The sequence below is a fragment of the Streptomyces caniferus genome (assembly GCF_009811555.1).
GTDB lineage: Bacteria > Actinomycetota > Actinomycetes > Streptomycetales > Streptomycetaceae > Streptomyces > Streptomyces caniferus.
This window is the reverse complement of record NZ_BLIN01000005.1, coordinates 4,024,817-4,050,684: the sequence shown is the minus strand read 5'-3', so window position 1 is coordinate 4,050,684 and position 25,868 is coordinate 4,024,817. Positions and strand designations below refer to the sequence as shown.

At 69.8% G+C, this 25,868-nt stretch carries 24 protein-coding genes and 1 pseudogene; 18 read left to right on the top strand and 7 right to left on the bottom strand.

Annotated features, from left to right (window positions below):
- Nucleotides 1-1,391: 1,391 nt before the first annotated feature.
- A complete protein-coding gene (locus Scani_RS34340) occupies nt 1,392-1,577 on the top strand; it encodes a hypothetical protein (RefSeq protein ID WP_159481600.1) in 186 nt (61 codons plus the stop codon).
- On the opposite strand, the gene Scani_RS34335 is transcribed toward Scani_RS34340, so the two are convergent.
- Nucleotides 1,574-2,017 carry a GntR family transcriptional regulator gene (locus Scani_RS34335; RefSeq protein ID WP_159481599.1) on the bottom strand — a complete coding sequence of 148 codons (444 nt, stop codon included), beginning with the start codon at nt 2,015-2,017 and terminating at the stop codon, nt 1,574-1,576. The genes Scani_RS34340 and Scani_RS34335 overlap by 4 nt on opposite strands.
- Nucleotides 2,018-2,184: 167 nt before the next feature.
- Here Scani_RS34335 and Scani_RS34330 point away from each other — a divergent pair, with 167 nt between their 5' ends.
- The 4 genes from Scani_RS34330 to Scani_RS34315 all read left to right on the top strand — a co-directional run bounded on the left by Scani_RS34330 (nt 2,185) and on the right by Scani_RS34315 (nt 6,528).
- Nucleotides 2,185-2,541, top strand: coding sequence for an SCO3933 family regulatory protein (locus tag Scani_RS34330; protein ID WP_159481598.1), 357 nt, complete (start codon nt 2,185-2,187; stop codon nt 2,539-2,541).
- 202 nt (nt 2,542-2,743) lie between these two features.
- Entirely contained in the window at nt 2,744-4,159 is a 1,416-nt protein-coding gene (locus tag Scani_RS34325) for an FtsK/SpoIIIE domain-containing protein (RefSeq protein ID WP_308686604.1), read from the top strand.
- Nucleotides 4,160-4,206: 47 nt separating this feature from the next.
- On the top strand, nt 4,207-4,914 hold the full coding sequence (locus Scani_RS34320) for a DUF2637 domain-containing protein (RefSeq protein ID WP_159481597.1): 708 nt from the start codon (nt 4,207-4,209) through the stop codon (nt 4,912-4,914).
- 129 nt (nt 4,915-5,043) lie between these two features.
- Nucleotides 5,044-6,528, top strand: a complete 1,485-nt coding sequence (locus Scani_RS34315; RefSeq protein WP_159481596.1) for a replication initiator — start codon at nt 5,044-5,046, stop codon at nt 6,526-6,528.
- A gap of 198 nt (nt 6,529-6,726) precedes the next feature.
- Here Scani_RS34315 and Scani_RS34310 read toward each other — a convergent pair whose 3' ends face one another.
- Entirely contained in the window at nt 6,727-8,322 is a 1,596-nt protein-coding gene (locus Scani_RS34310; RefSeq protein ID WP_159481595.1) for a recombinase family protein, read from the bottom strand.
- 65 nt (nt 8,323-8,387) lie between these two features.
- Between Scani_RS34310 and Scani_RS34305 the strand changes: the two are divergent.
- Nucleotides 8,388-8,780: pseudogene (locus tag Scani_RS34305) on the top strand (RtcB family protein); the annotation flags it as partial.
- Nucleotides 8,781-8,925: 145 nt separating this feature from the next.
- On the opposite strand, the gene Scani_RS34300 reads toward Scani_RS34305, so the two are convergent.
- On the bottom strand, nt 8,926-9,684 hold the full coding sequence (locus Scani_RS34300; RefSeq protein WP_159481594.1) for an SDR family oxidoreductase: 759 nt from the start codon (nt 9,682-9,684) through the stop codon (nt 8,926-8,928).
- Between the two features lie 84 nt (nt 9,685-9,768).
- Nucleotides 9,769-10,104: a YnfA family protein gene (locus Scani_RS34295; protein WP_159481593.1), complete on the bottom strand. Its 336-nt coding sequence runs from the start codon at nt 10,102-10,104 to the stop codon at nt 9,769-9,771.
- A 230-nt stretch (nt 10,105-10,334) separates the two neighbouring features.
- On the opposite strand from Scani_RS34295, the gene Scani_RS34290 reads away from it, so the two are divergent.
- Entirely contained in the window at nt 10,335-11,075 is a 741-nt protein-coding gene (locus tag Scani_RS34290; RefSeq protein ID WP_159481592.1) for an AAA family ATPase, read from the top strand.
- On the opposite strand, the gene Scani_RS34285 is transcribed toward Scani_RS34290, so the two are convergent.
- Complete coding sequence (locus Scani_RS34285) at nt 11,032-12,651, bottom strand: FAD-dependent monooxygenase (protein WP_159481591.1); 1,620 nt, start codon at nt 12,649-12,651, stop codon at nt 11,032-11,034. The two genes, Scani_RS34290 and Scani_RS34285, sit on opposite strands and share 44 nt — an antisense overlap.
- A gap of 197 nt (nt 12,652-12,848) precedes the next feature.
- Between Scani_RS34285 and Scani_RS34280 the strand changes: the two genes are divergently transcribed.
- The gene (locus Scani_RS34280) at nt 12,849-13,484 is read left to right on the top strand and encodes a TetR/AcrR family transcriptional regulator (RefSeq protein WP_159481590.1); all 636 of its coding nucleotides are present in this window, start codon (nt 12,849-12,851) and stop codon (nt 13,482-13,484) included.
- Between the two features lie 115 nt (nt 13,485-13,599).
- Here the strand turns inward: Scani_RS34280 and Scani_RS34275 are convergent, their stop codons facing one another.
- Nucleotides 13,600-14,406 (bottom strand): helix-turn-helix domain-containing protein, encoded by an 807-nt coding sequence (locus Scani_RS34275; RefSeq protein ID WP_159481589.1) that lies wholly within the window; start codon nt 14,404-14,406, stop codon nt 13,600-13,602.
- A gap of 148 nt (nt 14,407-14,554) precedes the next feature.
- On the opposite strand from Scani_RS34275, the gene Scani_RS34270 reads away from it, so the two are divergent.
- The 3 genes from Scani_RS34270 (at nt 14,555) to Scani_RS34260 (ending at nt 16,983) form a co-directional block, all read left to right on the top strand.
- Nucleotides 14,555-15,265, top strand: a complete 711-nt coding sequence (locus Scani_RS34270; protein ID WP_159481588.1) for a TIGR03086 family metal-binding protein — start codon at nt 14,555-14,557, stop codon at nt 15,263-15,265.
- 264 nt (nt 15,266-15,529) lie between these two features.
- On the top strand, nt 15,530-16,147 hold the full coding sequence (locus Scani_RS34265) for a cupin domain-containing protein (RefSeq protein ID WP_159481587.1): 618 nt from the start codon (nt 15,530-15,532) through the stop codon (nt 16,145-16,147).
- The gene (locus Scani_RS34260; protein WP_246296307.1) at nt 16,144-16,983 is read left to right on the top strand and encodes an SDR family NAD(P)-dependent oxidoreductase; all 840 of its coding nucleotides are present in this window, start codon (nt 16,144-16,146) and stop codon (nt 16,981-16,983) included. Before Scani_RS34265 ends, Scani_RS34260 begins: the two co-directional genes overlap by 4 nt.
- A 120-nt stretch (nt 16,984-17,103) precedes the next feature.
- Here Scani_RS34260 and Scani_RS34255 read toward each other — a convergent pair whose 3' ends face one another.
- Complete coding sequence (locus Scani_RS34255) at nt 17,104-17,700, bottom strand: hypothetical protein (protein WP_159481586.1); 597 nt, start codon at nt 17,698-17,700, stop codon at nt 17,104-17,106.
- A 306-nt stretch (nt 17,701-18,006) separates the two neighbouring features.
- Between Scani_RS34255 and hemL the strand changes: the two genes are divergently transcribed.
- From hemL to ccsB, 7 genes are all read left to right on the top strand, one after another.
- Nucleotides 18,007-19,332, top strand: coding sequence for a glutamate-1-semialdehyde 2,1-aminomutase (gene hemL / locus Scani_RS34250; RefSeq protein ID WP_159481585.1), 1,326 nt, complete (start codon nt 18,007-18,009; stop codon nt 19,330-19,332).
- 53 nt (nt 19,333-19,385) lie between these two features.
- Nucleotides 19,386-20,066 (top strand): histidine phosphatase family protein, encoded by a 681-nt coding sequence (locus Scani_RS34245; RefSeq protein ID WP_159481584.1) that lies wholly within the window; start codon nt 19,386-19,388, stop codon nt 20,064-20,066.
- Nucleotides 20,067-20,216: 150 nt separating this feature from the next.
- Nucleotides 20,217-21,440 (top strand): polysaccharide deacetylase family protein, encoded by a 1,224-nt coding sequence (locus tag Scani_RS34240; protein ID WP_159481583.1) that lies wholly within the window; start codon nt 20,217-20,219, stop codon nt 21,438-21,440.
- Nucleotides 21,441-21,517: 77 nt separating this feature from the next.
- Complete coding sequence (locus tag Scani_RS34235; protein WP_159481582.1) at nt 21,518-22,132, top strand: TlpA family protein disulfide reductase; 615 nt, start codon at nt 21,518-21,520, stop codon at nt 22,130-22,132.
- A gap of 4 nt (nt 22,133-22,136) precedes the next feature.
- Nucleotides 22,137-22,898 carry a cytochrome c biogenesis CcdA family protein gene (locus Scani_RS34230; RefSeq protein WP_159481581.1) on the top strand — a complete coding sequence of 254 codons (762 nt, stop codon included), beginning with the start codon at nt 22,137-22,139 and terminating at the stop codon, nt 22,896-22,898.
- Nucleotides 22,899-22,901: 3 nt separating this feature from the next.
- Complete coding sequence (gene resB / locus Scani_RS34225) at nt 22,902-24,710, top strand: cytochrome c biogenesis protein ResB (protein WP_159481580.1); 1,809 nt, start codon at nt 22,902-22,904, stop codon at nt 24,708-24,710.
- On the top strand, nt 24,707-25,795 hold the full coding sequence (ccsB, locus tag Scani_RS34220; RefSeq protein ID WP_159481579.1) for a c-type cytochrome biogenesis protein CcsB: 1,089 nt from the start codon (nt 24,707-24,709) through the stop codon (nt 25,793-25,795). Before resB ends, ccsB begins: the two co-directional genes overlap by 4 nt.
- The last annotated feature ends 73 nt before the right edge of the window (nt 25,796-25,868 follow it).

The following is a 25,868-nucleotide window of genomic DNA, read 5'->3' as shown; positions in this document are numbered from 1 at the left end:
AAAGAAACTTTGAACAGCTCGGCTGCCGCTCCTCTTTGGCCGCTTCTGCGAAGCGTTCCGCCGCCGCTACCTCGCCTATGCCGCTCGCGCCCCTTATTGCCCTGGAGCGCGGCAATTTGTGCGGGTCTGTCTCGTGGGTCGGCGAATTCTATCCACAGGCCGTTCGTTTGAAGATCTTCCTGGGCCTGTCGCAGTGGCAGATCGCTCGAAGTTATCCACAAGTGATGTGGCTCACTACGCCGAATTGCGGGGGTTGCTGATGAATCGCCGACTTCTGATCCCAGCTGCCGATCGGAGGTGTCCGGTCTGGGTGATGTGGTGCGCGGGCGATGAAGAAAGTCGGGCCCCGGTGTCACATCAGGGCCTTGAGCGATCCCTTCTCTGTAGTGAAGGGGGCCGTCAGGGAGGAGTGCAGGTGCGGCGGGTGGGGCCCCGAGGCGCGCGCAACATAGCCGACGATCGCCGGTTACCCAAACCGGCGTTTCTCCGGACTATGGATCTCACTTCGGGCGGCACCTTGAAAGGACGGGTTCGACTTGCATGGCCTGCATCACACATGCCATGCGCGGGCGATTTTTCGTGCCGAGGAAAGCGGAGATGGAAGGTGTGATCCAGGTCACTCGCGGGCGGTGTCGCGTCTGGCGCTCCCCCCTTCCCCTCTCTGTGGAGAAGGCGGTTCAGGGGCGGGAGGTGGCGCCTAGCACGCAATCACGGCCTGCCCAAGCCGGGCTCCCTCTGCACCATGAACCCCACTTGGGGCGGCATCTCGAAGGGAGGGGGATCGGTGTGATCTGCGTCACGTGCTGTCACAAATGGCCTTCTGCTCGGACTTGGTCCTGGTGAAGAGAGTTTTGCGGACCGGCGAGTTGGGTCGGCGGGTGAGGGAGCGCGTGCATGAGGAGGTGTCCGACAGCGGTGATGTGCTGGTCAGAGAAGGGCCGGAGTGTGGCACGGGATGCCGGACTGGGGAAATCCGGGACCGGTTGGTGTGGTGAGGGGCAGCAGGGACTCTCGCTCGCTCGGTGTCCCAACGGAGTGGAGGAGTGCGCCGTGGAGGCGATGAGCGGTGATTGCGGAAACGTTCCGCCGGGTGGGATGCCGGTGCGGCTTGCTTCCCGCTGGGTGGGGTGCTGGACAGGGGCAGGCCGCTGGGCGGAATCCGCTACTGCGCTCGCTTCCCGCCGTCGGCAGGGTGAGGTCGAGGGCCCGAAAGGTGGGGGCCGGGGTCCGGGCTGGTTGCCGGCCTTTGGCTGCTGGGGCGGCGCTTCCCAAGCCCGCCAGGGGTACACCGTGCGGCTTACCAGGAAGGTCGTGGCGCTTCCGTTACCGGAGTGGGCGCGTTCGGTAAGCGGGGCGGTAAGGGCACTGGCGGTAACTGGGGTGGAAACGAAATGACGCACAAGACGGGGACGAGCACCGTGGACGGGAACGCCTTGAAGACTTCAGCGACCGCGCAGGAAGAGGACGTGCTCACCCTGATCCAGGAGATGAGCGCAATGGTGGGCCGTCTGAGTGAGGAACTTCGGGCAATGAGGGAAGACGTGGCGGACCTGCGCGAGGGGCAAGCGCCAGCCTAGGACTTCTCGCGCTGCGCCTTCAGTGTGTCCACTTCCTTGCGCAAGTCTTGGACTTCCGCGTTGAGGGTGCGGATCTGATCATGCAGTGCGTGCAGCACTTCAGGGAGGGACTCGGTGGCTTGACGGCTCTCCGGGTCCGCCTCCGCCTTCTTGCGCGCACCCGCAGCAGTCCCGGCTGCCTGGGTGTCGCTGCTGCGCTCGCCCGGCTTGTCGGCCACGTAGCTGCCGCGCCCCTGCACGGTGTAGATCAGCCCTGCCTCGCGCAGTACTCGAAGGGCTGAGCGTGCGGTCATGTTCGCGATGTTGAACATCTCTTGCAGTTCGCGGTGCGACGGGAGCTGCTGGCCGGGCTTGAGTCTGCCCGTCTCGATGTCGCGCCGGATGGCGTCTGCGGCCTGCTGGTAGGGCGGGCGTGGGTCGTGCTGGCTCGGGGGTGTCATGCCCCTCAGGGTAGCCCGCGTTAGCCCTGCTAACCCAGGATTCGCCTGCAATTACAGGGCTAGCCAGCACATCCCTAGCTCGGTGACTTGACTGGGCTAGCCAGGCTATGTGTAAATGGGTCTACCGAGCACCGCACACGGCGGTGCCGAACGAAAGGAAGAGGCCCATGGCCCGTACGAGCATCCGCGTCGGCATGACGGAAGAGACCCAGCTCATGGCTGGCGGCCTGCCGGTGGCGAAGTGGGCGGACCAGGAGAAGGGCGAGCGGGCCGTTGACCGTGAGACCGGCTCCCCGCTGTCCACGGTGATGATCTTCCTGATGGAGGGTGAGCGCGCTGAGGCGCTGAAGGTCACCGTTCCGGTGAAGGGTCTGCCCGACGGCCTCAAGCCCGGCATGCCGATCAGGACCGTGGACCTGATGGCCAACCCCTGGGCCAACCTGTTCAACGGTCAGGTGTCCTCGGGTGTGGCCTACCGCGCCAAGGCACTGGTGATTGACCAGGGCACGGAGCCGGGCGAGTGAGGGACTTCATTCCGGGCTGGGATCGGGCTTATCCGGTCCCAGCCCCCCGCCCGGACCCCCGTTTCAGCGAGCAGGTCACGCATGACGTGGCGGCGGTGTTGGCGGCACACGGATTCCCCCCGGTCATCAACGACTTCGACTGGGGCGACCTCGACCAGGCCCTTGGGGCCTTCCTCTACGAAGAACGGAAGTAGACGTGACAGTGAACGAACTCGCCACCTACGCCCCGGTGGTGGCGGTGACGATAGCGACCGTCTTTGCGGTCATGGGGGCTGTGTGGCTGGGCCGCTACATCGCAGCCGACAGCATGATGCGAGCCAGCATGCGCCAGGCGATCCGCGTTCGACGGGGCTGGAAGCGACTGGCGCAGATGGCCGGACTGTCGGTCACCGACAAGATGCCCACCGCGCTGGCCTCCCTGACCACCACCGACGCCGACAAGCCCCCCAAGCCCCGGGTCCTTACTCCGGTGTTGAAGGTGAAGCCGGACCGGTTCGGGCTGCTCGTGCGGGCCAACTGCCTTCCCAAGGTCGGCCTGGAGGAGTTCCAGAAGGCCGCGCGGTTCCTGGCGGACGCTTGGCGCTGCACCCGCGTCTCGGTCCAGCCCGACGGTCCCGGGCGGGTGCTGATCCGTGGCGTGCGGGTCGATCCGTTGATCACCTCGACTGAGCACGTCCCGTCAGGAAAGCCGCCCAAGAAGCTGACCACGTGGAACCTGGGCCTGGACGAGTATGCCCAGGATGTGGCCGTGGACCTCGCCGAAGTGCCCGGCGTCACGGTTGCCGGCCTGCCCGGCTACGGGAAGTCCTCACTGATCAACCGCTTCATCTGCGACTGTGCGCCCTCGCCCGCGATCCAGTTCGCCGTGGCGGACGGCAAGGTGACCTCGTCCCGGGTGGGCGACTACGCCGATCTGGCTGACCGCCTCTTCGCGTTCGTCGGCAGCGATCTGGAAGAGGGCAACAAGCTCTTCCAGCGGCTGGTGGACCTGCGCGAAGCGCGCACCTTGGCGATGAAGGACGTGCTGAAGACCAAGGACATGTGGCACGTCGGGGCCACCGCAGCGTGGCCGCTGGTCGTTCTGATCATGGACGAGGCGCACACCTACTTCCGCGATTACAAGGGCAGTGACCCGAAGACCAAGAAGCTGGCCGCGCTGGCTGCGGAGAACGCCCGACTGGTCGAGAACCTCGTGAAGATGGGCCGCAGTGTCGGCATCCTGGTCATCCTCACCTCACAGAAGACCACGGGCGACGCCATCCCCACGTTTATCCGGGACGTGTGCCCGGTGGGCCTGTCTTTCGCGCAGAAGACCGCTGAAGCCTCCGTGGCCGCGCTCGGTGAGGCCATCCGCGATTGGCCGGATGCCAACCCGATTCACCTGCAAGATCCGGCCTACGTCGGCGTCGCGGTCATGCAGCACCAGGGCCGTCCCGGCTTCATCCGAATCCGCACGCCCTTCGTTGCCGAAGCCGATGCCGTGCGCATCACCGCCGAGACCGCCCACCTGACCCGCGACCCCGCCGAACTCCTCAACGCCCAGCTCCCCGGCGGTGATCTCCGCCGCATCCGGCTCACCAAGCCCGCTTCCGACGACGGCACCCCGGAGGCAGCCTGACCCGCACACACCACACCCACAGACCACTTGGAAGGAGGTGAACCCTTATGTCTGAGGACCGGATCACTCAGCGCACCGTGACCGTGGTGATGGCCGTCATCGCCGCCCTGGCGTTCGTCTTCTCCTTCGGCAACGTCTGGTCCCTGGCCCTGCGCCTGGGCGTCCCCCGCGCCGTCGCACCGCTGATCGCCCCCATGGTCGACCTGTCCGTGGTCGGGCTTCTGGTGGCTCTGCGCTACCTGTCCCTGCGCGGCATCCCGGCTGAGCAGATGCGCTCCGCCTCCCGGCTGATGCACCTGTCGGGGCTGCTGACCCTGGCCCTCAACATCGCCGAACCCCTCATCGCACACCACTGGGGCCGCGCCTGCGTGGACGCGGTGGCACCCCTGCTCCTTCTCGGCTGGGGAGCGGTCGGCCCCCAGCTCCTGCGCCACTTCCACAGCGTGACGCAGCCCGCCCCGGCCCCGGCTTCCGCCGACGCCACCCCGGCCCCGGCCAGCGAACCGGCTCCGGCTCCGCAAGCTACGGATACGGCTCCGGCCCCTACGCCCGAGCCGACTCCCGCCCTGGCAAGAGCAGTAGAGGCCCCTGCGGCTTCGGCTGCGGTGCCTGCTCCGCTGCTGGAGGAAGCCCGCAAGATCGCCGCATCCCACCAGGCCGAGCACAGCGAGCCCATCACGGCCGCCCAGCTCAAAGCCCGACTCGGCGTCGCCCTCCCGCTGGCCACAGCCGCACACCAGGCCCTGACCGCCTGATCCTCCGCCGGCCTTTCCGGCAACTTCCCCCGCCCTGGCCTACCGGCCTCGGTTCGCCATGCCCCGAGCAGCACCACACCCCTGTCCGGTGCTGCTCGGGGCCCCTTCCCAACGGAAAGGACAGCCCCCATGCCCCGCATGCTCGACCTGCGCCACGTGAAGAGCCTCGCCGTGCGGGACCTGATCGAGCTGGCCAACCTCGACGACTTCGACCGTGTCAACGAACAGGTCCGCCAAGTCGCCGGATGCACCCGGCCTGTCAACCTCGTCGGCCAGACCACCACCCTCGACGCCACCACCCGCACCGTTCTGCGCTCCTACAGCACCACCGACGAACCGACCGGCCGTCTGCTGACCACCTGCGGAAACCGTCGCGCCTCGCGCTGCCCGTCCTGCTCCCGCGTCTACGCCGCCGACACCTACCACCTGATCAAGGCCGGACTCTCCGGCGGCAAGACCGTCCCCGAAACCGTCCGCACCCACCCCCGCGTCTTCGCCACCCTCACCGCCCCCTCCTTCGGCCCCGTCCACAACATCCCCGGCAACCGCCGCTGCGCCTGCGGTACCCAACACGACAAAGGTGCACCGGAGTTGGGTACGCCCCTGCGTCCGTCCACCTACGACTACACGGGCGCCGTGCTCTGGAACGCCCACGCAGGTGCCCTGTGGGCGCGGACCACCACCTACATCCGCCGCGCCCTGGCCGCCTACCTCAACATGACGCAAAAGGCCCTGAATGCCGCCTTGCGGATCTCCTTCGCCAAGGTCGCCGAATACCAACAGCGCGGCCTCGTCCACTTCCACGCTGTGATCCGCCTTGACGGCCCGGAAGGCAGCACCGAGCCCCCGCCCTCTTGGGCCACCGTCGGTGCTCTCACCGCCGCGATCAAGTACGCCACGTTCAAGGAACCGGACGAGAAGATCACCAAGGACATGCGGGCGTGCCTCACGGTGGCCTCGGATCACACCGGAGACCGTGAAATCCGCTGGGGTGACCGCGTCGACGTACGCGAGATCACCGCACTCGGCGACGGCGAACTCACCGACCAGGCCGTTGCCGGCTACGTCGCCAAGTACTCCACCAAGAGCGCCGAAGACTCCGGCACCGTGGACCGCTCCCTTATCTGCGCCCCCTGCGGCGGACGCGGCTACCTGCGCGGCCCCGACGGCTTCCGCGACCTGTGCGCCGACTGCGACGGCACCGGACAGGCCGAACCCCTCCGAGATCTCCGCGTCCAGCGTCACGTCCGCCAGATGATCCGCACCGCCTGGGCACTCGGCCACCTCCCCGAGTTCGCAAACCTCAAGCTCTGGAAATGGGCGCACATGCTCGGATTCCGCGGCCACTTCTCCACCAAATCCCGCCGCTACTCCACCACCCTCGGCGCCCTGCGCGACGTACGCAAAGCCTGGCGCACCGCACAAGCCCACACCGATGCCGGCCACGACCAGCCCGACGAGAACACCACCCTCGTCACCGAATCCTCCTGGGCCTACCTCGCCTCTGGCTACCGCCCCGGCGAAGAACTCCTAGCCGCCCAAACCCGCCACGAAATCGACCAAGCCAAACAGGCGGCCGACCGCGCAAAGGCAGAAGGAGAGGTCTGGCAGTGACAACCGTGGCAGAGCCCATATCCGCAACTGAGGCCGCCTTTCCGGATCTGGAAACGACAGGTGCCCCGGCGGAAACCGAGGCACCCGAGGACGAGATGACAGAGGCGGAACGGGCTTGGATCGCCAAGTGGGTTGCCAAGTCACCGGAGTGGAGCACTGAGAAGTGGAACCGAATGGGCCACCGGCTCGGTGTCCGGTTCAGCTAGCTTCTTCGTCCTTCCACACGGGGATGATCGTCTCGGGATCGAACTTGTGTGATCCCTTGACGCCAGGAAGAACGATCACAGCCTCCAGCGCGTCGAATATGGTTCCGCGCTTCTGCTGCAAGTCCATGCGCTTCCACTCGGCCCGCGCATCTGTGATCCGGTGTTTCTCCTTCTCCTGGCGCGCGGCCCATGCCTTCCGATCGTTGGAGAGGCACTTGATCTCTGCTTCTTCCTTCTTGAGGAGGGAGAAGAACGTCGAATCGCTGATTTCCTCCGCGTGCCACTGTTCTTCCAGCGCGGTCTTTCGGCGTTGTGCCGCCTCCAACTTGCGCTCGTCGGCCCACGCCTCTTCGGTCGGCTGGCGCTCCGCGTTGCGTTTCTCCAACTTGGCGAGCACGAGTTCCTTGATCAGCTTGTCGATTGCTGGGCCTTGACGGCTCAGCTTGTCGCAGCCCCCGTCCAGCACAGACCGGCATCGGTACTTGTGCGTCTTGCGAGCGGGGGCGCCGTGCATTTTTGCGTTGCACGTCCGCCCGTCCTCCAGTTTCTTCCCGCACCGCAGTAGGCCAGTCAGCAGATACTTGCGGGGAGTCCTCACGCCATCGCCGGAGCCATCCCAACCTCCTGCGCTGCGGTTCTTCTCCAGTAGCGCGGTGACGGCGTACCACTCTTTTGGCGTGGCGATCGGCTCCCATTTGCCGACGACCGGATTGCCTTCGGCGTCGGTCACCAGCTCGCCGTTCATCTTCCGGTATCCGCAGATGCGCGGGTTGCGAAGAATCTGCTTGACGGTCTGAAGCTGCCAGCTGTTGCCCATCGTGGTCGTGAGCCCGGACTCGACGAAGTTCCACGTCACGGTGGTGATGCTCTTGCCCGCGAGCAAGTCCGTAACCCCTTGGCGGACGACCTTGGACTCCTCGGGGTTCAAGGTCAGCTTGTCGTCGTTCCAGCCGAACGGGCGGCGTCCCGATACCGGCTCGCCCCGCTCCGCGCGGGCAAGGTGATTCAGGCGTGCCCGGCGCTTCTTCTTCTTGGTCTCCGAACGGGACGCGGCAACACCAAGCAGCCCGCGATACTCGGCCCCATCGCCGTAGAGGTCATGGCGGCCGGTGTCGTCGGCATAGACACGGTCCGGGTGAGCGGTGAATGAGTCCACGAAGCGCTCATAGGCGTGTGCGCCTCGGTAGAGCCGGTCATCTGCGACGCACACCACGCCGTCTACGGGGTAGCCGTGCTCTGTGCTGCCTCGCTCCAGTGCCTCGATCATCTTGTCGAAGTCGTCGCGGGTGACATTCGCCTTCGAGGCCGACTTGTCGTTGTCGATGTAGTGGTGGATCACGATCCCATGCATGTGGCCAGCGATCCGCCCGCAGTGCCGCGTCTGGTCTTCCACACCATGACCGTCACGCTTGTGTGCGTCGTCGGAGATCCGGCAGTACGCCAAGAGAAGGTGCCAGCCCTCTGCACGTAGGGCCTTGGCCTCTTCGAGGCTCGGGGCGCCGGTCGGCACTCCGCGTAGCCGCTCGACCAGACGTTCTACCTCGGCGGCAGTCAGCTTCTTCTTTGGCTGTGGGTCTACCAGCGTCAAGACTGTTCTCCTCGTCGCCCGCGTGGCTCACACGTTCGAGCCTCATATGAAATTAGCAGTACTGCTGCCACCACAACTATGTGGCGGAGGAGCGGTACGACGGCATGGACCTGCTGGTGACCCGTAAGGGCGCGATCCGTGCGGGCAGCGGCGAGTACGGCATCATCCCGGGCTCGATGGGCACCGGCTCGTACATCGTCAGGGGACTGGGCAACGCCGCGTCCTTCAACTCCGCCTCGCACGGCGCCGGCCGCAAGATGAGCCGGAACGCCGCGAAGAAGCGGTTCTCCACCCAGGATCTGGAGGACCAGACGCGGGGTGTGGAGTGCCGTAAGGACTCCGGTGTGGTGGACGAGATTCCCGGCGCCTACAAGCCGATCGAGAAGGTCATCGACCAGCAGCGGGACCTGGTCGAGGTCGTCGCCAAGCTCAAGCAGGTGGTGTGCGTGAAGGGCTGAGGCCGGGGGCGGGTCGGTGCCGGCCGGGTGAACGGCTGAGCCCGGCGGGCCGGTTCGGCGCGGTGTGGGACGGGTTGAGGCCGGTGGCGGTCCGGCGCGGTGTGCGCGGGGCCGCCCCCTCGCACACCGCCGGGCCGCCGGGGGCTCAGGTGGTGCGGTGCACCTTGGAGTTGGAGGCCTGGGCGCGGGGGCGGACCACCAGCAGGTCGACGTTGACGTGCGAGGGGCGGGTGATCGCCCAGGTGATGGTGTCGGCGACGTCCTCCGCGCTCAGCGGCTGGTCGACGCCCGCGTAGACCTTGGCGGCCTTGTCGGTGTCGCCGCGGAAGCGGGTGGTGGCGAACTCGTCGGTCTTGACCATGCCCGGGGCGACCTCGATGACGCGCACCGGCTCGCCGCACAGCTCCAGACGGAGCGTCTCGGCAATGACATGGGCGCCGTGCTTGGCGGCGACATAACCGCCGCCGCCCTCGTAGGTGCCGAGGCCGGCGGTGGAGGAGAGCACGACGACGGTGCCGTCGCCGGAGGCGGTGAGCGCGGGCAGCAGCGCCTGGGTCATGTGGAGCACGCCCAGCACATTGACCTCGTACATGGCACGCCAGTCGGCGGGGTCGCCGGTGGCGACCGGCTCCGCGCCGTACGCGCCGCCGGCGTTGTTGACCAGGACGTCGAGGGAGGGGTAGCGGTCGAGAGCGGCCGCGAAGGCGTCGACGGCGGCGCGGTCGGTGACGTCGAGTGCGTAGGCCTCGGCGTTCGGCAGCTCGGCGGCGAGCTCCTCGATACGGTCCTTGCGGCGGGCCGTGAGCACCACGCGGTAGCCGGCCGCGGCCAGGGCTCGCGCGGTGGCGGCGCCGATGCCACTGCTCGCTCCGGTGACGACGGCGGTACGGGCCTCGGCGGTCATGGCACTCTCCTCAGGGCGGTGGGGGTCCCCCTGCTCCGCGAGGGCGTGGGGGAGGTGGTCCGCGGCCAGGATATGCAGGCGCGGTCAGCGGCCCCTGGGGGCGTACATGATCACGGCCATTCCGGCCAGACAGATCAGGGCCCCGGTCACGTCCCAGCGGTCGGGGCGGTAACCGTCGACGATCGCCCCCCACGCCAGCGAGCCGGCGACGAAGACACCGCCGTACGCGGCGAGGATGCGGCCGAACGCGGCGTCCGGCTGGAGAGTGGCGACCCAGCCGTAGATCCCGAGCGCGATTACTCCGGCGCCGATCCAGGCCCAGCCCTTGTGTTCGCGGACGCCCTGCCAGACCAGCCAGGCACCGCCGATTTCGAAGAGACCGGCGAGGACGAAGAGGGCGGCGGAGCGGGCGAACAGCATGGGGGAAGCGTACGGAACGGGGGCCTGGTTCCGGACGGGGACGGGCCTGTTCTGGTGGGAGCGGTGGCCGGCGGTGGCCGGGTGGGGTCTCGTGGGAGCCCGGAGAGGTCCCGGCGGGCCCGACGGGGTTCGGCGGGGTTCGGCGGGGTCCGGCAGGGGGTTGTTCAGCACGCGGCGTGGGCGTCGCTGTGTGCGGGTGGCTGTCAGTGGGGTGTGAGAACTTCGGGGGCATGCTGATCGAACGGGCTTACGTGGACGTTCCGCAGGGGGAGGGAACGGCCGAGAACGGCTGGCCCTGGACGGTGCCGTGTGTGCGCCAGCTGGCCGAGGAGGGGCTGGCCTTCCCCGCGCCGGTCACCTTTCTGGTGGGGGAGAACGGCTCGGGCAAGTCGACGCTGGCCGAGGCGCTGGCGGAAGGATTCGGGCTGGATTCGTACGGCGGTTCGGCGGGATACAAGTACGCGAGTTCGCGGGAGGCCTCGCTGCTCGGCGGCCTGATGCGGTTCGATCCGACGCGCGAGGGGCGCGCGATGGTGCGTGGGCCGCGGGTCCGCCGGCGGGGGTTCTTCCTGCGGGCCGAGACGGCGATGGAGGCGCTGAACGGGGAGCGGAGGTCGAACCGGCTGTCCCGGTCCCCGGACGAGATGAGCCACGGGGAGGGCTTTCTGCTGGCCTTTCGTGAGCGGTTCGCGCAACGGGGGCTGTATGTGATGGACGAGCCCGAGGCGGCCCTGTCCTTCTCCTCCTGTCTCGAATTGGTCGGGCTGATGGACGACTTGGGGCGCAGCGGCGCACAGATCATCTGCGCCACCCACTCCCCGCTGCTGACGGCGCTGCCGGGCGCGGCGATCGTGGAGGTCGGCGAGCACGGGATGCGGAGCGTGGAGTGGGCGGAGCTGGGACTGGTCGACCACTGGCGGCGCTATCTCAACGACCCCCGGGCGTATCTGCGGCATGTGCTGGAGGGGTGAGGGCAGCGGGCCGGGCGGTGCCTATGGAGTCGCCGTCCTCGCCCGCGGAGTCGTGGTCCTCGGGAGCGGCGCCGGTCCAGTGGAGGAGGGCGGACCGTAGCGCCGTGGCGCGCTCGGCGGGGGCCGTGACATCGGTGGCCCAGGCGATATAGCCGTCGGGGCGTACGAGAAGCGCCGTACGGCGGGCGCTCCGCCAGGAGGCGGTCACGCCACGGTCGGCGGCGGGCCGCGGGCCGCCGGGCTCGTCGGCGGGGGTGAGCAGGACGAACTTGCCCTGGCGGAGGAGTGCGTAGAGGCGGTCGCCGCCCGCCAGCCGGATGTCGGGGGCGCGCCGGCCGGCGAGGGGGTGGGCGCCGGGCCCGGCCGCGTAGGCGATGCCGATGCCGGAGACGGCGCGGATCGCACGGCCGGACAGCGGCCCGAGATGGTTGAAGACCCGGGCGGCGAAAGTGCGGACGGCGCGTCCGGGGGCGGTGTGCAGCAGGGCGAGCCGGATGAGGGCGCCGCTGCTGCGCAGCACCTGCTTGCCCACCGGGTGGCGCTCGGCCTGATAGCTGTCCAGCAGGCTTTCGGGGGAGTGGCCGCGGAGCACCGCGGCGAGTTTCCAGCTGAGGTTGGCGGCGTCCTGGAGGCCGGTGTTCATGCCCTGGCCGCCGGCGGGGGAGTGCACATGCGCGGCGTCGCCGGCGAGGAAGACGCGGCCCACGCGGTACTCGGGGGCCTGGCGCTCGTCGCTGTGGAAGCGGGAGACCCAGCGGGCGTCGTACATGCCGTAATCCCTGCCGAGGGCGAGCCGGATGCATTCGCGGACCTCGTCGAGATCGGCGGGTGCGTCGTCGTCGGCCTGGCGGTGGCGGTTCCAGCCGATGACGCGGTACCAGCCGTCGCCGAACGAGCCGATCAGGGCGAAGGCGTCGTCGTTGGCATTGACGGTGAAGGGGGACTCGGGCTCCTGGGCCAGCCGGACATCGGCGAGCACCAGGGAGCGGATCACGGACTTGCCGGGGAACGGCAGGCCGATGGCCTCGCGGATGCTGCTGTGGACGCCGTCGGTGCCGACGACGTAGGCGGCGCGGAGGCCGCCGACACCCTCGGCCGTACGGAAGCGGACCGTCACGCCGTCGGCGTCCTGGTCGAGGCCGAGCACCTCGGAGTCGTGGCGGAAGTCGACCCCGGCATGGCGGGCCCGCCGCTCCAGCAGCCGTTCGACCTCGAACTGCGGGGTGATCAGCACGAACGGGAAGCGGGAGCGCAGCCGGGTCGCGTCGAAGGCGGCGTCCCCGAAGAGGCGGATGGCGGAGAGCCGATGGCCGCCGGCGACCAGCTCGTCGGCGAGACCGCGGGCGTCCAGCTGCTCCAGGGTCCGGGCGTGGACGGCCAGGGCGCGGGTGAGGTTGCTGATGGTGGCGGGGCGGCGCTCCAGGAGTGTGACGCCGAGTCCCGCCTCGGCGAGGTCTCCGGCGAGCAGCAGGCCGGTGGGGCCGGCGCCGACGACGATGACGTCCGTGTCGCGGGCCGCGGGCGCCTCGCCCGTCGCGGGGCCGTCGGGGCCGGTCCGGTGGTTCATGGCATCCATGGCTTCCGCCTCCTGTGCCTTGTGCCCTGCTGGTGCCTGTCCTGTGCCGTTGCGTTCTGCGCTCTGAGTACTGCGCTCTGCGTCTGTGGCTGTGCTCGCGTCGACACTCATGCCAACGCATGTGGGTCAACGCTTGTTGGCAAGCGTAGGGCGAGCGGGTCTGGCGTGTCAACAGGTGTTGGCCTACAGTTGTTGATATGGCCGAACACGCTCCCGCTGCCGCCGATGCCGCGCCCGCCACTTCCACCGCGGCGCCCGGCGATCCGGCGGACGCCGCCCGCCCCCGCCGCTCCGCCGCGACCCGTGCCGCGATCCTGGCTGCCGCCCGGGACCGCTTCGCCGCGGACGGCTATGAGCGCGCCACGATCCGTGCCATCGCCAAGGACGCGGAGATCGACCCGTCGATGGTGATGCGCTACTACGGCAACAAGGCCGGGCTCTTCGCGGCCGCCTCCGAGATCGAGGTGCACGCTCCGGACCTCTCCCACGTACCGCGCGACGAGGCCGGCGCTCGGCTCGTACGCCACTTCCTGGAGCGCTGGGAGTGCGACGAGACGCTGACCGGCATGATGCGCGTCGGCGTCACCAACGAGGCGGGCGCGCAGCGGATGCGCGGCGTGTTCGCGGAGCAGATCAAGCCGGTCCTGGCCGCGGTCTGCCCGGTGCCCGAGGAGGCGCCGACCCGGGCCGCGCTGATCGCCTCCCAGATACTCGGCATGGCGCTGTGCCGCTATGTGCTGCACATCCCGCCGGCCGTCGACCTCGGCCACGACGAGCTCGTCGCCTGGCTGGCCCCCACCGTCCAGCGCTATCTGACGGCCGAACAGCCCTGAGGGTCCCGGGCGGGGCGCTGCCGGTCGGGGCGGGCGCTGCCGTCAGGGCGGGGCACTGGCAGCCCGGGGCAGGCGCTGCCATCAGGGCGGGCGTTGCCGGCCGGGACGGGCGCCGTCAGCGGATGTATGTGGTCGGCGGGACCCCGACGGTGTCGGTGACCTCGCGGATCAGATGCGCCTGATCGCTGTAGCCCAGCTCGGCGGCGAGCGCGGCCCAGTCGACATCCGCGTCGGACGCGGCGCGCTCCAGGGCCTCGTGCACCCGGTAGCGCAGCAGCACCCACTTGGGGCTGACCCCGACGTACCCGGCGAACAGCCGCTGCAGGGCCCGTACGGACAGGCCCTCGGCCCGCGCGAAGTCCGCGACCCGGCGGATCGTCCGGTCCGTGCGGATCCGGTCGGCCAGCCCCATGGCGAGGCCCGCCTGGGCGAGGACCCGGGGCCCGCCCCGCAGATGCGGGAGCAGGAAGGCGTCGAGCGCGGCCACCCGGGCGTCCTCGTCGTCCGGCTCCACTACTGCGGCCGCGGCGTCGCCGGTCCCGAACGCCGTCGCCAGCGGCAGCCGGCGGTCCGTCCAGTCCGTGGCGGGCCGTTCCGGGGTGAACGGCCGGAACCCGCCCGGCCGGAACTGCACCCCGCACACCCGCCCGCGCCCCGCCAGCTTCTGTGCGAACAGATCCCGTCCGACGCCCGCGACCTCGCCGAAGCCGGGCCGGTCGGCGTACCGCTGGAAGACGAGGTTCACGCACGGGTGCGGAACGACATGCGTGGCGTACGGCTCGGACAGATCCCAGTCGATCAGCCAGTAGTGCTCGACATAGGGGCGCAGCGGCACGGCGGGGGTGCGGCGGCGGAACTGCACCCGCGTGAAGAGTCCGGGGGCGTCGACGATGCCCCGGGTATCGCGCCGTGGAGCGGCCATGCCGGAATTTTAGGGGGTGTCCGTACGATTCCGCCCGGCCCGCGAGGGCGGGCGAGCCGATCGCGAGAAGCCGGTCGCGGGGCCGGTCGCGCGGGGGCTGTCGCATTTTTTCAAGCCACCCCCGGCAGCGGCCCGTAGCGTCATCGCCATGACCGACATGCAAGACATTCAGGATGAAACGCTCGCGAGTGAACCGGCCCGGGCAACCGGCTCGGACCCTGCGGCCGAACCCCTTCACCCCACCGATCCGGCCGACGATCAGGCCACCGGGTCGGCCCCCGCGCCCCCACCGATCAGTGCGCTGCTCGACGCGGCTGCCGATGCGGCGCTCCCCGTACTGCGCGGCGTCCGCGACGACCAGATGGGGCTGCCGACGCCCTGCGCCGAGTACGACGTACGGGCGCTGCTCAATCACCTCTTCCATGTGGTCGTGGCCTTCCAGACGCTGGCCGCCAAGAAGGACGCGGACTTCAGCACCACCCCCGACCGGCTCGGCGAGTACGGGGCCCGGTGGCCGGACCGGTTCGCGCAGGAGACCGCGCGGCTGGTCGAGGCATGGGCGGCACCGGGCGCGGAGGACGGCCTGACCGGCGGAATGAACCTGCCGGCCCGGGCCGTCGGGGCGATGGTGCTGCTGGATCTGACGGTGCATGCCTGGGACGTGGCGCGGGCGACCGGCCTGCCGTACACGCCGGCCCCCGGGTGCGTGGCCGAGCTGCGGACGCTCGTCGCACAGATGGCCCCGACGGCCCGGAAGATGAACGTCTTCGCCGACCCGCTCCCCCTCGCGCCCGGCGCCTCCGGCCTCGATGCCCTGCTGGCGGAGACCGGCCGCGACCCGCAGTGGACGGGCGGCTGAGCGGCCGCAAAGGCAGCTGGGCCGCGGGCACGTCACCGGGCGAGTCCGCCGCCCGACCATGTGCCCGCTCACGCGCCCGGCAAGACGCCTGGCGAAACGTCGGAGTCGACTACCCGGCACACCAGCTGACGGGCAGTCGGCCCCGCTCGGACAGATGGCCTGATGATGCCCGCACCGCGCCGCCGCCGACCCTAGGGTGGATCACGGTCGGCGCACGGCTGGATCACCACCGGCATGCGGACACGAGGGGAAGGCGGGCCGCGGATGGACGAGCAGCGGGTGCCCCACGACCGGCTCCCGGAGGCGCTGATCGATTTCTACGGGCTGGCGCCGCTGCCCCGCGAGGGCGGGCGGTTCCGGCGCACCTGGGCGGGCCCCATGCGCCCCGACGGGCGGCCCGAGGGCTCGGCGATCGTGATGCTGCTGACCGGCGCGCCGGGCGATTTCTCCGCCCTGCACCGGCTGCCCACGGACGAGATCTGGCACTTCTACCGGGGCGATCCGCTCACGCTGTTCCTCCTCTCGGAAGACGGCGCCCCGGACGGCAGCAGTCCCGCTGACGACAGCAGCCCCACCCCGGAAGGCCCCAGCCTCACAGACGGCGGCAGCCTCACCCACGACAGCAGCCCCCCGCCGCGCCCCGGCACCGCCCGTACCGTCGTCCTCGGGCCGGACGTCCTCGGCGGGCAGCACGTCCAGTTCACCGTGCCCGCCGGTACGTGGATGGCCGCCGAGGTCGCCGACGGCGGCTCCTGGACGCTCTTCGGCTGCACGATGGCGCCCGGTTTCACCTTCGAGGACTACGAGCACGGGGACGCCGCCGAACTGGCCGCGCGCTTCCCCCAGGAGGCAGCGCGGATCACCGCCCTGAGCCGACCATGACCGAGAACGTGACCAACGGCGTGACCGAGACCGTGTCCGAGACCGAGACCGTGTCCGACGGCACCCGCCGCCCCGCCCTCCCCGACCTCCGCGGCCAGGTGGCCCTCGTCACCGGCGCCGCCGGCGTTCTCGGCCGCGGTATCGCGCTGCGGTTCGCCGCCGCGGGCGCCGCTGTCGTGGCGCATTACCGGACGGGCGCCGAGGCGGCGCGGGACCTGGTCGAGCGGATCGAGGCGGACGGCGGGAGCGCGCTGGCGCTGTCCGCCGATCTGGCCGTCGAGGAGGAGTGCCACCGCCTGGTGACCGAGGCGGCCGGCTGGCGCGGGCGGCTGACCGCGCTGGTGAACAACGCGGGGGTGCAGCCGACGCAGGAGCTGGCGGGGATGTCGCTCGCCGACTGGCGGGCGGTGGCGGACGTGAACGTGCACAGCGTCTTCGCCTGCACCCAGGCCGCGGCGGCCGTGATGCGGGCGGGCACCGGAGGGTCGGTGACGCATATCGCCTCGATCGAGGCGGACCGGCCCGCGCCGCAGCATGCCCACTACTGCGCGTCGAAGGCGGCGGTGGTCATGCATGCGCGCGCGGCGGCGCTGGAGTACGGGGCGTACGGCATCCGCGTCAACAGTGTCTCGCCGGGCCTGATCGACCGTCCCGGCCTGGCCGAGGACTGGCCCGACGGGGTGCGCCGCTGGCAAGCGGCGGCGCCCGCCGGGCGGTTGGGCAGGCCGGAGGACGTGGGCGATGCCTGTGTCTTCCTCGCCTCGCCGATGGCGTCCTGGATCACCGGGCAGGATCTGGTCGTGGACGGCGGTGTCTCGGCCCGCCCCACGTGGTGACCGGCGGGGTCCGGCCCGCTCGACAGCGACTGCGCCCCGCTGCTCCCGGCCGGTCCGTGTGCCGCGCCCCCGGCCCGGCCGCGCGTCGCGTCCCGGGGCCGCCGCGCCCGCGCTGAACCGTTACGGCCAGACCAGGCAGTACGCCTGGTGCCCCGCCTCGTGCAGCCGGTGGCTGAAGTCCTGCCACTCGTGCAGCAGCTGGTAGACGGTGAAGGCGTCGCGCGGACCGCCGCGGTCGGGGACCGTGGACCAGATGAAGGCGGCCGCGCCGACCGACTCCTCACCGACCCCGCGCAGCGGGTCGACCACGGTCATCGGGAGCTTGACGACGGCGTAGTCGGGGTGGAGGACGACGAGTTCGAGCGGCGGAACCTTATGGAGGGGTATGCCCTCTATACCGGTGAGGACCATGGCGGCCATCGTCTCCGGCTTGATCTTGCTGAACATGCCGCCCATGCCGAGCTCGTCACCGCCGAGCTCCTCGGGACGCATGGAGACCGGGACCCGGGCCGCGGTCGCACCGTTCGGCGCGCCGAAGTACCTGTACGTCACCCCCATGCGGCCGCCCCTGATTTCCCCGCCCGTGATCTCGTCGCCCGTGGCTTCCTCGCGCGTGGTCCGCTCGCCCGTGGATTCCTCGCGCCGGTGACGGCCGCGCTGGGCGCGCTCGGGACCCCGGTCATTGGTTCCCTCGCCCAGTTCGCCACCGCGATGCATATCTCCACCCGACCACTCGCAGCCCCAGCCGCGCAACCCGATCATCGTCTCAGAGACCTCCCCCGTCACCGGCGCGTGAAACGCCCGGCCGCACGCCCCCGTGCGCCTCTGAGACCATTGCTTGCGTGACTTACTCGTACGTCGGCCCAGTTTCGCAGACGAGTGGGGGCTGACGCCCGGTCGAAAGCGAGAGGAATCAAAAAAGGAGCGAGAGTGAACCGAGCGGCGCCCGCAGGCGTATCGCGAGGCAGATTCCCGCACCCGTAGTCAGCCGGGCCGCGTCCGTGCGCCGCCCACCCGCCGTTTATGCAGGTCAGGATCACAGTGTCTTTTCCGTATGAAGCCCCTGTTTCGCAGTCGCTGTTCGACCGTGCGTCCGCCGTGACGCCGGGCGGCGTCAATTCTCCGGTGCGGGCCTTCCGGGCCGTGGGCGGTACGCCCCGGTTCATGGTGTCCGGCACCGGTCCGTACCTCACCGATGCCGACGGCCGTGAGTATGTCGACCTCGTGTGCTCGTGGGGGCCGATGATCCTCGGCCACTCGCACCCCGAGGTGATCGCCGCCGTCCAGGAGGCGGTCGCCCGCGGTACGTCCTTCGGCACGCCCGGCGCGGGCGAGGTCGAGCTGGCCGAGGAGATCGTGGCCCGGATCGAGCCGGTCGAGCAGGTGCGGCTGGTCTCCAGCGGCACCGAGGCGACGATGTCGGCGATCCGGCTCGCGCGCGGGTTCACCGGCCGGCCGAAGGTGATCAAGTTCGCGGGCTGCTACCACGGGCACGTGGACGCGCTGCTGGCCGCGGCCGGTTCGGGCGTGGCGACCTTCGGGCTGCCCGACACGCCGGGCGTGACGGGCGCGCAGGCCGGCGACACGATCGTGCTGCCGTACAACGACATCGAGGCGGTGCGGGCCGCGTTCGCCGCGCACCCGGGCGAGATCGCCTGCGTGATCACGGAGGCGTCGCCGGGCAATATGGGCGTGGTCCCGCCGCTGCCGGGCTTCAACCAGGGCCTGAAGGACCTGTGCGCCGGCAACGGGGCGCTCTACATCTCCGACGAGGTGATGACCGGCTTCCGCGTCAGCAAGGCCGGTTGGTATGGCATTGATGGGGTACGTCCGGATCTGATGACGTTCGGCAAGGTCATGGGCGGCGGCTTCCCGGCCGCGGCCTTCGGCGGCCGCGCGGACGTCATGGCGCATCTCGCCCCGGCCGGCCCGGTCTACCAGGCGGGCACCCTGTCCGGGAACCCGATCGCCACCGCCGCGGGCGTCGCGCAGCTGCGGCTGCTGGACGACGCCGCGTACGAGAAGGTCGACGCGGTCTCGGCGGAGCTGCGGGGCCTGGTCACCGCCGAGCTGGCGAAGGAGGGCGTGGCGCACCGGCTCCAGGTCGCGGGGAACATGTTCTCGGTCTTCTTCACGGATGCCGAGGTGACCGACTACGACGGTGCCAAGGCGCAGGAGTCCTTCCGCTTCACCGCCTTCTTCCACTCGATGCTGTCGCAGGGCGTCTACCTCCCGCCGTCCGCCTTCGAGTCGTGGTTCGTCTCGACGGCGCACGACACGGCGGCCGTCGAGCGCATCGCCGCCGCACTGCCGGCCGCCGCACGGGCCGCGGCCGGGGCGACGGCCTGAGGACCGGCGCACGGGCCGGCGACTGCTTGCTGACGACTGAATGAATGGGTGACATGAGCAGCGAAGACATCACCGTCGTGCATCTGATGCGGCACGGCGAGGTGCACAACCCCGACGGCGTGCTCTATGGGCGCCGGCCCGGCTATCACCTCTCCGACCTGGGGCGGAAGATGGCCGACCGGGTGGCGGAGCACCTCACGGGGCGCGACATCACGCATGTCGTCGCCTCGCCGCTGGAGCGTGCGCAGGAGACCGCGACGCCGATCGCGGGCGCGCACGGTCTGGAGCTGGCCACCGACGAGCGGCTGATCGAGGCGGCCAACGTCTTCGAGGGGAAGACCTTCGGGGTCGGTGACGGCGCGCTGAAGAAGCCGGGCAACTGGAAGTACCTGACGAATCCGTTCCGGCCCTCCTGGGGCGAGCCGTACCTCGAGCAGGTCGTGCGGATGATGGCGGCGCTGGGTGCGGCGCGGGACGCGGCGCGCGGGCACGAGGCGGTGGCGGTCAGCCATCAGCTGCCGATCTGGATCGTGCGCAGCTTCGCGGAGCGCCGCCGGCTGTGGCACGACCCGCGGAAGCGGCAGTGCACGCTGGCCTCGCTGACGTCGTTCACCTTCCACGGCGACAAGATCGTTTCGGTGGGGTACAGCGAGCCCGCGCGCGACCTGGTTCCCTCCCATCTTCTGGCGGGCGCCAAACCCGTCAAGGGAAAAGCCAAGGCTTTCGGGGCCTGACGTCGCATCACTTGGCGGAACGTCAATTCCGGGCAAAGTGACCCCGGCAGGCGAACAACTCGGCTCCCCCACGCTCGACATGCCCTCCTCTCCATTGTCCGTTTATATGGATATTGAGTTCGGCCGGCGAGCACGGATGGGGTCGAGGGTATGCGCGCGATCAGTCGACGAAACCTGCTGGGAATGGGAGTCGGGGCAGCCGCGGCGCTCGGCGCCGCCGGCTGCTCGTCGACGTACTCGGGCGCGGGCGTGGACAAGCGGCGCGTGAAGAACTCGGTCCAGGCCCGCCCCAGGCTCATCGGTGACGGTTCGACAGCGAATTACGGCGCACAGCCCGGCCAGCCGACAGCACCCGAACGGCTGGAGCCGGGAATGACCCCTCCGCAGTTCGTCGTCTTTTCCTGGGACGGGGCCGGAGAGGTCGGAAACGGCCTCTTCCCCCGTTTCCTCCAGCTCGCCAGGGACCATGGCGCCGCCATGACCTTCTTCCTTTCCGGGCTCTATCTCCTGCCCGAATCCCAGAGGTACCTCTACGAGCCGCCGAACAACCCCGTCGGCGCCTCCGCCATCGGCTACCTCAGCGACGAGCACATCAAGGACACCCTGAAGAACGTGCGCGAGGCCTGGCTGGACGGCCATGAGATCGGCACCCACTTCAACGGGCACTTCTGCACCGGCACGGGCACCGTCAGGCACTGGACCCCCCACCAGTGGCAGTCCGAGATCGACCAGGCGATGGACTTCGTCACCAAGTGGCGCACGAACACCGGCTTCACGGATGTGGACCCGCTGCCCTTCGACTACCGCAAGGAACTGGTCGGTGGCCGTACGCCATGTCTTTTGGGGCAGCGGAATCTGCTGCCCGTCGCCAGGAGACTCGGCTGGCGCTACGACGCCAGCTCGCCCGGCGGTCTGCAGATGTGGCCGAAGAAGAAGCGGGGCCTGTGGGACTACCCGCTCCAGCAGATTCCGTTCCCGGGTCACTCTTTCGAGGTGCTCTCGATGGACTACAACATCCTCGCCAATCAGTCCAAGCACTCGACGAAGGCTCCGCCGGTCAACTATCCGGGCTGGCGGCGGCAGGCCGCCGACGCGTACATCTCCGGATTCCGCCGGGCCTACGAGACCAATCGCGCGCCCCTCTTCATCGGCAACCACTTCGAGGAGTGGAACGGCGGTATCTATATGGACGCGGTCGAGGACGTGCTGAAACACATTGCCAATGAGCAGAACCGGGATGTCCATCTGGTGTCGTTCCGGCAGTTCACCGACTGGCTCGACGCGCAGGATCCGGAGGTGCTGGGCAGGCTCCAGCAGCTCCCCGTCGGCCGGCAGCCCCCCGAGGGCTGGAAGGCGTATCTGTCGGTGGCCTGACCCGCCCCGGTGAACACGGACGGGTCCGGCGAGGGGGGCGCGGAAGATCCGGAAATGGCCCATGCGAAACTTTTCACATGAGTGCCTGCCGCGCCCCACGCCGCCTCACGAGCCGCCGCCGCGTCACCCTGCTCGCCGCAGGGGCTGCGGTCGCTTCGCTGACGCTCAGCGCCTGCGGCGACGGCGCCTCCGGCGGCTCGTCCCAGACCCGGTTCGTCCAGGGCAAGAACGGCGTCGCCACCGTCAAGAAGGGCGAGCGGCAGCCGGCGCCCGAGCTCTCCGGCGAGACCACCACCGGCAAGAAGCTGGACATCACGGACTACAAGGGCAAAGTCGTCATCCTCAATGTCTGGGGATCATGGTGCGGCCCCTGCATCGCCGAGGCGCCGAACTTCTCCAAGGTCGCGAACGAGACCAAGGGCAAGGGCGTCCAGTTCGTCGGGATCAACACCCGCGACTCCGAGAAGTCGCAGGCCACCGCCTTCGAGGAAGAGCACAAGGTGCCCTACCCGAGCCTGTTCGACCCGACCGGCCGGCTGATGCTGCGCTTCCCCAAGGGCAGCCTCAACCCGCAGTCCATCCCCTCCACGATCGCCATCGACCGGCACGGCAAGATCGCCGCCCGCTCGATCGGCCCGCTCGCCGAGGACGAGCTGCGCAAGATGATCACTCCGCTGATCGCCGAGAAGTGATCACGTGATCGCGCTCGCCGCCGCCACGGAGAACCAGACCGTCCTCAACGGCACCCTGTTCGCCGCCGTCCCCCTGGCGCTCCTCGCCGGACTCGTCTCGTTCTTCTCGCCCTGTGTCCTGCCACTGGTACCGGGCTATATGTCGTACGTCACCGGCGTCACCGGCACCGACCTCGGCGAGGCCCGGCGCGGCCGGATGCTGGCCGGCGCCTCGCTCTTCGTCCTCGGCTTCACCGCCGTCTTCGTCTCCGGCGGAGCGCTCTTCGGGTTCTTCGGCAAGGACCTGCAGGAGTACAAGGACGTCATCTCGCGGGTCCTCGGCGTGCTGATGATCCTGCTCGGGCTGGCCTTCGCCGGCGTCCTGAAGCGCTTCGGGCAGCGCGAGCTGCGCTTCCACATGAAGCCCGCCATGGGGCTGGCCGGCGCGCCGGTGCTCGGGGTGCTCTTCGGCGTCGGCTGGACGCCGTGCCTCGGCCCCACCTTCGCCGCCGTCAACGCCCTGGCCTACTACGACGCCAGCGCCGGCCGCGGCGCCCTGCTCACCGTGGCGTACTGCCTGGGCCTGGGCGTGCCGTTCATCGCCGTCGCACTGGCCTTCCGCCGGGCGCTCGGCGCGTTCGGCTGGGTCAAACGGCACTATCTGTGGGTGATGCGGATCGGCGGCGGGATGATGGTCGCCCTCGGCCTCCTCCTCGTCACCGGCATCTGGGACAGCCTGATGTCCGAGCTCCAGAGCTGGACGCAAAGCTCCACCGTTGGGATCTGATTGATGTCCACCAAGACCGACACCCCCCGCGACCCGGGCTCCGCCGAGGGGGGCAGCGATCTCGGCGCGGCCGGATCCCAGCTCTCCACCGCGCCCACGGAGGACGTCACCTTCCCCTCGCTCGGCCCGCTCGGCTGGGCGCGCTGGTTCTGGCGGCAGCTGACCTCGATGCGGGTGGCGCTGCTGCTGCTCTTCCTGCTGTCGATCGGGGCGATCCCGGGCTCGCTGATCCCGCAGACCAGCGTCGACCCGGTCAAGGTCGACCAGTTCAAGGCCGACCACTCCACCCTCGCGGGCATCTACGACAAGCTCGGGATGTTCCACGTCTACAGCTCGGTGTGGTTCTCGGCGATCTACCTGCTGCTGTTCATCTCGCTGATCGGCTGCATCGTCCCGCGCAGCTGGCAGTTCGTCGGACAGCTCCGCGGCCGCCCGCCGGCCGCCCCGCGCCGGCTGACCCGGCTGCCCGCGTACACCACCTGGCGCACCGACGCCGCGCCCGAGGAGGTCCTCGGCGCGGCCGGCCGGCTGCTGAAGAAGCGGCACTTCCGCGCCCACCGGGAGGGCAGCGCGGTCGCCGCCGAGAAGGGCTACCTGCGAGAGGTCGGCAACCTCGTCTTCCACGTCGCGCTGATCGTGATGCTGGTGGCGTTCGCCGTCGGCGGCCTGTGGAAGTCCGAGGGCAACAAGCTGATCACCGAGGGCGACGGCTTCGCCAACAGTCTCACCCAGTACGACGAGTTCAAGTCGGGGCCCTTCTACGACACCGACGACATGGAGCCGTTCGGCTTCAAGCTCGACCGCTTCGACGCGACGTACGAGCGGACCGGGCCCCAGCGGGGCACCCCGCGCACCTACCGGGCGCAGATCTCCTACTTCCTGGGCGCGGACGGCAAACAGCACAAGAGCGCCATCGAGGTGAACAAGCCCCTCGACATCGCGGGCAACAAGGTCTACCTGCTCTCCCACGGCTACTCGCCCGTCGTCACCGTCAAGGACGGCCGCGGCAAGACCGTCTACCACGGGGCGACGGCCTTCCTGCCCGCCGACCCCAAGAACCTCACCTCGACCGGTGTGGTGAAGGTGCCCGGCGCGCAGACCGAGGACGGCAAGCGCAACCAGCTCGGCTTCCAGGCCATGTTCGTGCCGACCTTCGGCGGCCGCGGCACCGGCTCGATGTTCTCGCAGTTCCCCGCGCTGGACTTCCCCGTGCTCTCGGTCAACGCGTACCACGGTGACCTCGGCCTCGACTCCGGCCTGCCGCAGAGCGTCTACAAGCTCGACACCAAGCGCCTCAAGAAGTACCAGGACGGCAAGGGCGGCATCCTCAAGAAGATGCTGCTGCCCAAGGACCGCGTGGAGCGGCACGCGGGCTCCAAGAACAAGTCCGCCGTCCGGGCCGCCGAAGCACAGACCACGATGAAGCTGCCGAACGGCGAGGGCTCCATCACCTTCGAGGGCGTCAAGAGCTGGGCCAGCTTCAAGGTCTCCCACCAGCCCGGCAACGGCCTGGCGCTGACCGGCGCGGTCGCCGCGCTGCTGGGCCTTGCCGGATCGCTGTTCATCCAGCGCCGCCGGGTGTGGGTCCGTGCGGAACAGGGTGCCGATGGCGTCACCGTCGTCGAGATGGCCGCCCTCGGCCGCAGCGAATCGGCCCGGCTGCCGGAGGAACTCGCCCACCTCGCCGGGGAGCTGTGGCCCGACGCCCCGGTCGCTCCTCCCGCCCCGGAACCCGCCCCCGACACCGAAGACCCCGCGGAGCCCACTGACTCTGACGGACCTGCTGACCCCTCCGAAGGAGCGCGCGCGTGAACATCGCGGCCGCAGCCAACGAGACACTGGCGCACAACAGCAACCTGCTGGTCTATTCCGCGATGGCGGTCTACACGCTCGCCTTCCTCGCGCACATGGCCGAGTGGGTGTTCGGCAGCCGCAGCAAGGTCGGCCGAACCGCCGCCGCCCTCACCGCGCAGGCCAAGGCGCCCGCGACGGTCCCCGCGCGGTCCGGTGCGGCCGCCGGCGGCACGGCCGTCCTGGAGCGGCCCACGGTCGTCACCAAGACCGTGCCCGGCAGCCGCGACGTCCCCGACGGGCCGGGCGCCGCGGGCGGCACCGAGAAGGGTGACCTCTACGGGCGGATCGCCATCTCGCTGACCGTCCTGGCCTGGGCGCTGCACGTGGGCGGCGTCCTGACCCGCGCCCTGTCCGTGGAGCGTGCCCCCTGGGGCAACATGTACGAGTTCTCCACGACCTTCGCCGCGGTCGCCGTGGGCCTCTACCTGCTGCTGCTCGCGCTCAGGAAGAAGGTCCGCTGGATCGGGCTGCCCCTGGTCACCACCGTCCTGCTCGACCTCGGGCTGGCCGTCTCGGTGCTCTACACCGCCAGTGACCAGCTGGTGCCCGCGCTGCACTCGTACTGGCTGTGGATCCACGTCAGCTGCGCGATCATCTCCGGCGCGGCGCTCTACCTCGGCGCCGTCTCCACGCTGCTGTTCCTCTTCCGCGACAACTACGAGGGCAAGCTCGCCGACCCGGCGGGCAAGCAGCCCGGCACGTTCGCCACGTCCGTCCTGGACCGGCTGCCCTCGGCCGCCTCCCTGGACAAGTTCGCCTACCGCGTCAACGCCACCGTCTTCCCGCTGTGGACGTTCACCATCATCGCGGGCGCCATCTGGGCCGAGGCCGCATGGGGCCGCTACTGGGGCTGGGACCCCAAGGAGGTCTGGGCCTTCATCACCTGGGTCGCCTACGCCTGCTACCTGCACGCCCGCGCCACCGCAGGCTGGAAGGGCCGCAAGGCCGCCTACCTGGGCCTGATCGGCTTCGCCTGCTACCTGTTCAACTACTACGGCGTGAACATCTTCGTGACGGGCCTGCACTCCTACGCGGGAGTCTGATCCGCGGGAGTCCGCTCCGCACACCCACGGTGCCGTATGGGACGCCTCCTCGCGAGGCCGGCCCGTACGGCAC

Excerpts from the sequence above, each read along its gene's own strand:
- Scani_RS34235 (WP_159481582.1), top strand. The coding sequence starts at position 21,518 with ATGAGTGCCTGCCGCGCCCCACGCCGCCTCACGAGCCGCCGCCGCGTC.
- Scani_RS34285 (WP_159481591.1), bottom strand. The coding sequence starts at position 12,651 with ATGGATGCCATGAACCACCGGACCGGCCCCGACGGCCCCGCGACGGGC.
- resB (WP_159481580.1), top strand. The coding sequence starts at position 22,902 with ATGTCCACCAAGACCGACACCCCCCGCGACCCGGGCTCCGCCGAGGGG.
- Scani_RS34335 (WP_159481599.1), bottom strand. The coding sequence starts at position 2,017 with ATGACACCCCCGAGCCAGCACGACCCACGCCCGCCCTACCAGCAGGCC.
- Scani_RS34275 (WP_159481589.1), bottom strand. The coding sequence starts at position 14,406 with ATGGCCGCTCCACGGCGCGATACCCGGGGCATCGTCGACGCCCCCGGA.
- Scani_RS34270 (WP_159481588.1), top strand. The coding sequence starts at position 14,555 with ATGACCGACATGCAAGACATTCAGGATGAAACGCTCGCGAGTGAACCG.
- Scani_RS34290 (WP_159481592.1), top strand. The coding sequence starts at position 10,335 with ATGCTGATCGAACGGGCTTACGTGGACGTTCCGCAGGGGGAGGGAACG.
- hemL (WP_159481585.1), top strand. The coding sequence starts at position 18,007 with ATGCAGGTCAGGATCACAGTGTCTTTTCCGTATGAAGCCCCTGTTTCG.
- Scani_RS34300 (WP_159481594.1), bottom strand. The coding sequence starts at position 9,684 with ATGACCGCCGAGGCCCGTACCGCCGTCGTCACCGGAGCGAGCAGTGGC.
- Scani_RS34260 (WP_246296307.1), top strand. The coding sequence starts at position 16,144 with ATGACCGAGAACGTGACCAACGGCGTGACCGAGACCGTGTCCGAGACC.
- Scani_RS34255 (WP_159481586.1), bottom strand. The coding sequence starts at position 17,700 with ATGCATCGCGGTGGCGAACTGGGCGAGGGAACCAATGACCGGGGTCCC.
- Scani_RS34265 (WP_159481587.1), top strand. The coding sequence starts at position 15,530 with ATGGACGAGCAGCGGGTGCCCCACGACCGGCTCCCGGAGGCGCTGATC.
- Scani_RS34295 (WP_159481593.1), bottom strand. The coding sequence starts at position 10,104 with ATGCTGTTCGCCCGCTCCGCCGCCCTCTTCGTCCTCGCCGGTCTCTTC.
- Scani_RS34320 (WP_159481597.1), top strand. The coding sequence starts at position 4,207 with ATGTCTGAGGACCGGATCACTCAGCGCACCGTGACCGTGGTGATGGCC.
- Scani_RS34240 (WP_159481583.1), top strand. The coding sequence starts at position 20,217 with ATGCGCGCGATCAGTCGACGAAACCTGCTGGGAATGGGAGTCGGGGCA.
- Scani_RS34245 (WP_159481584.1), top strand. The coding sequence starts at position 19,386 with ATGAGCAGCGAAGACATCACCGTCGTGCATCTGATGCGGCACGGCGAG.
- Scani_RS34315 (WP_159481596.1), top strand. The coding sequence starts at position 5,044 with ATGCCCCGCATGCTCGACCTGCGCCACGTGAAGAGCCTCGCCGTGCGG.
- Scani_RS34280 (WP_159481590.1), top strand. The coding sequence starts at position 12,849 with ATGGCCGAACACGCTCCCGCTGCCGCCGATGCCGCGCCCGCCACTTCC.
- Scani_RS34330 (WP_159481598.1), top strand. The coding sequence starts at position 2,185 with ATGGCCCGTACGAGCATCCGCGTCGGCATGACGGAAGAGACCCAGCTC.
- Scani_RS34340 (WP_159481600.1), top strand. The coding sequence starts at position 1,392 with ATGACGCACAAGACGGGGACGAGCACCGTGGACGGGAACGCCTTGAAG.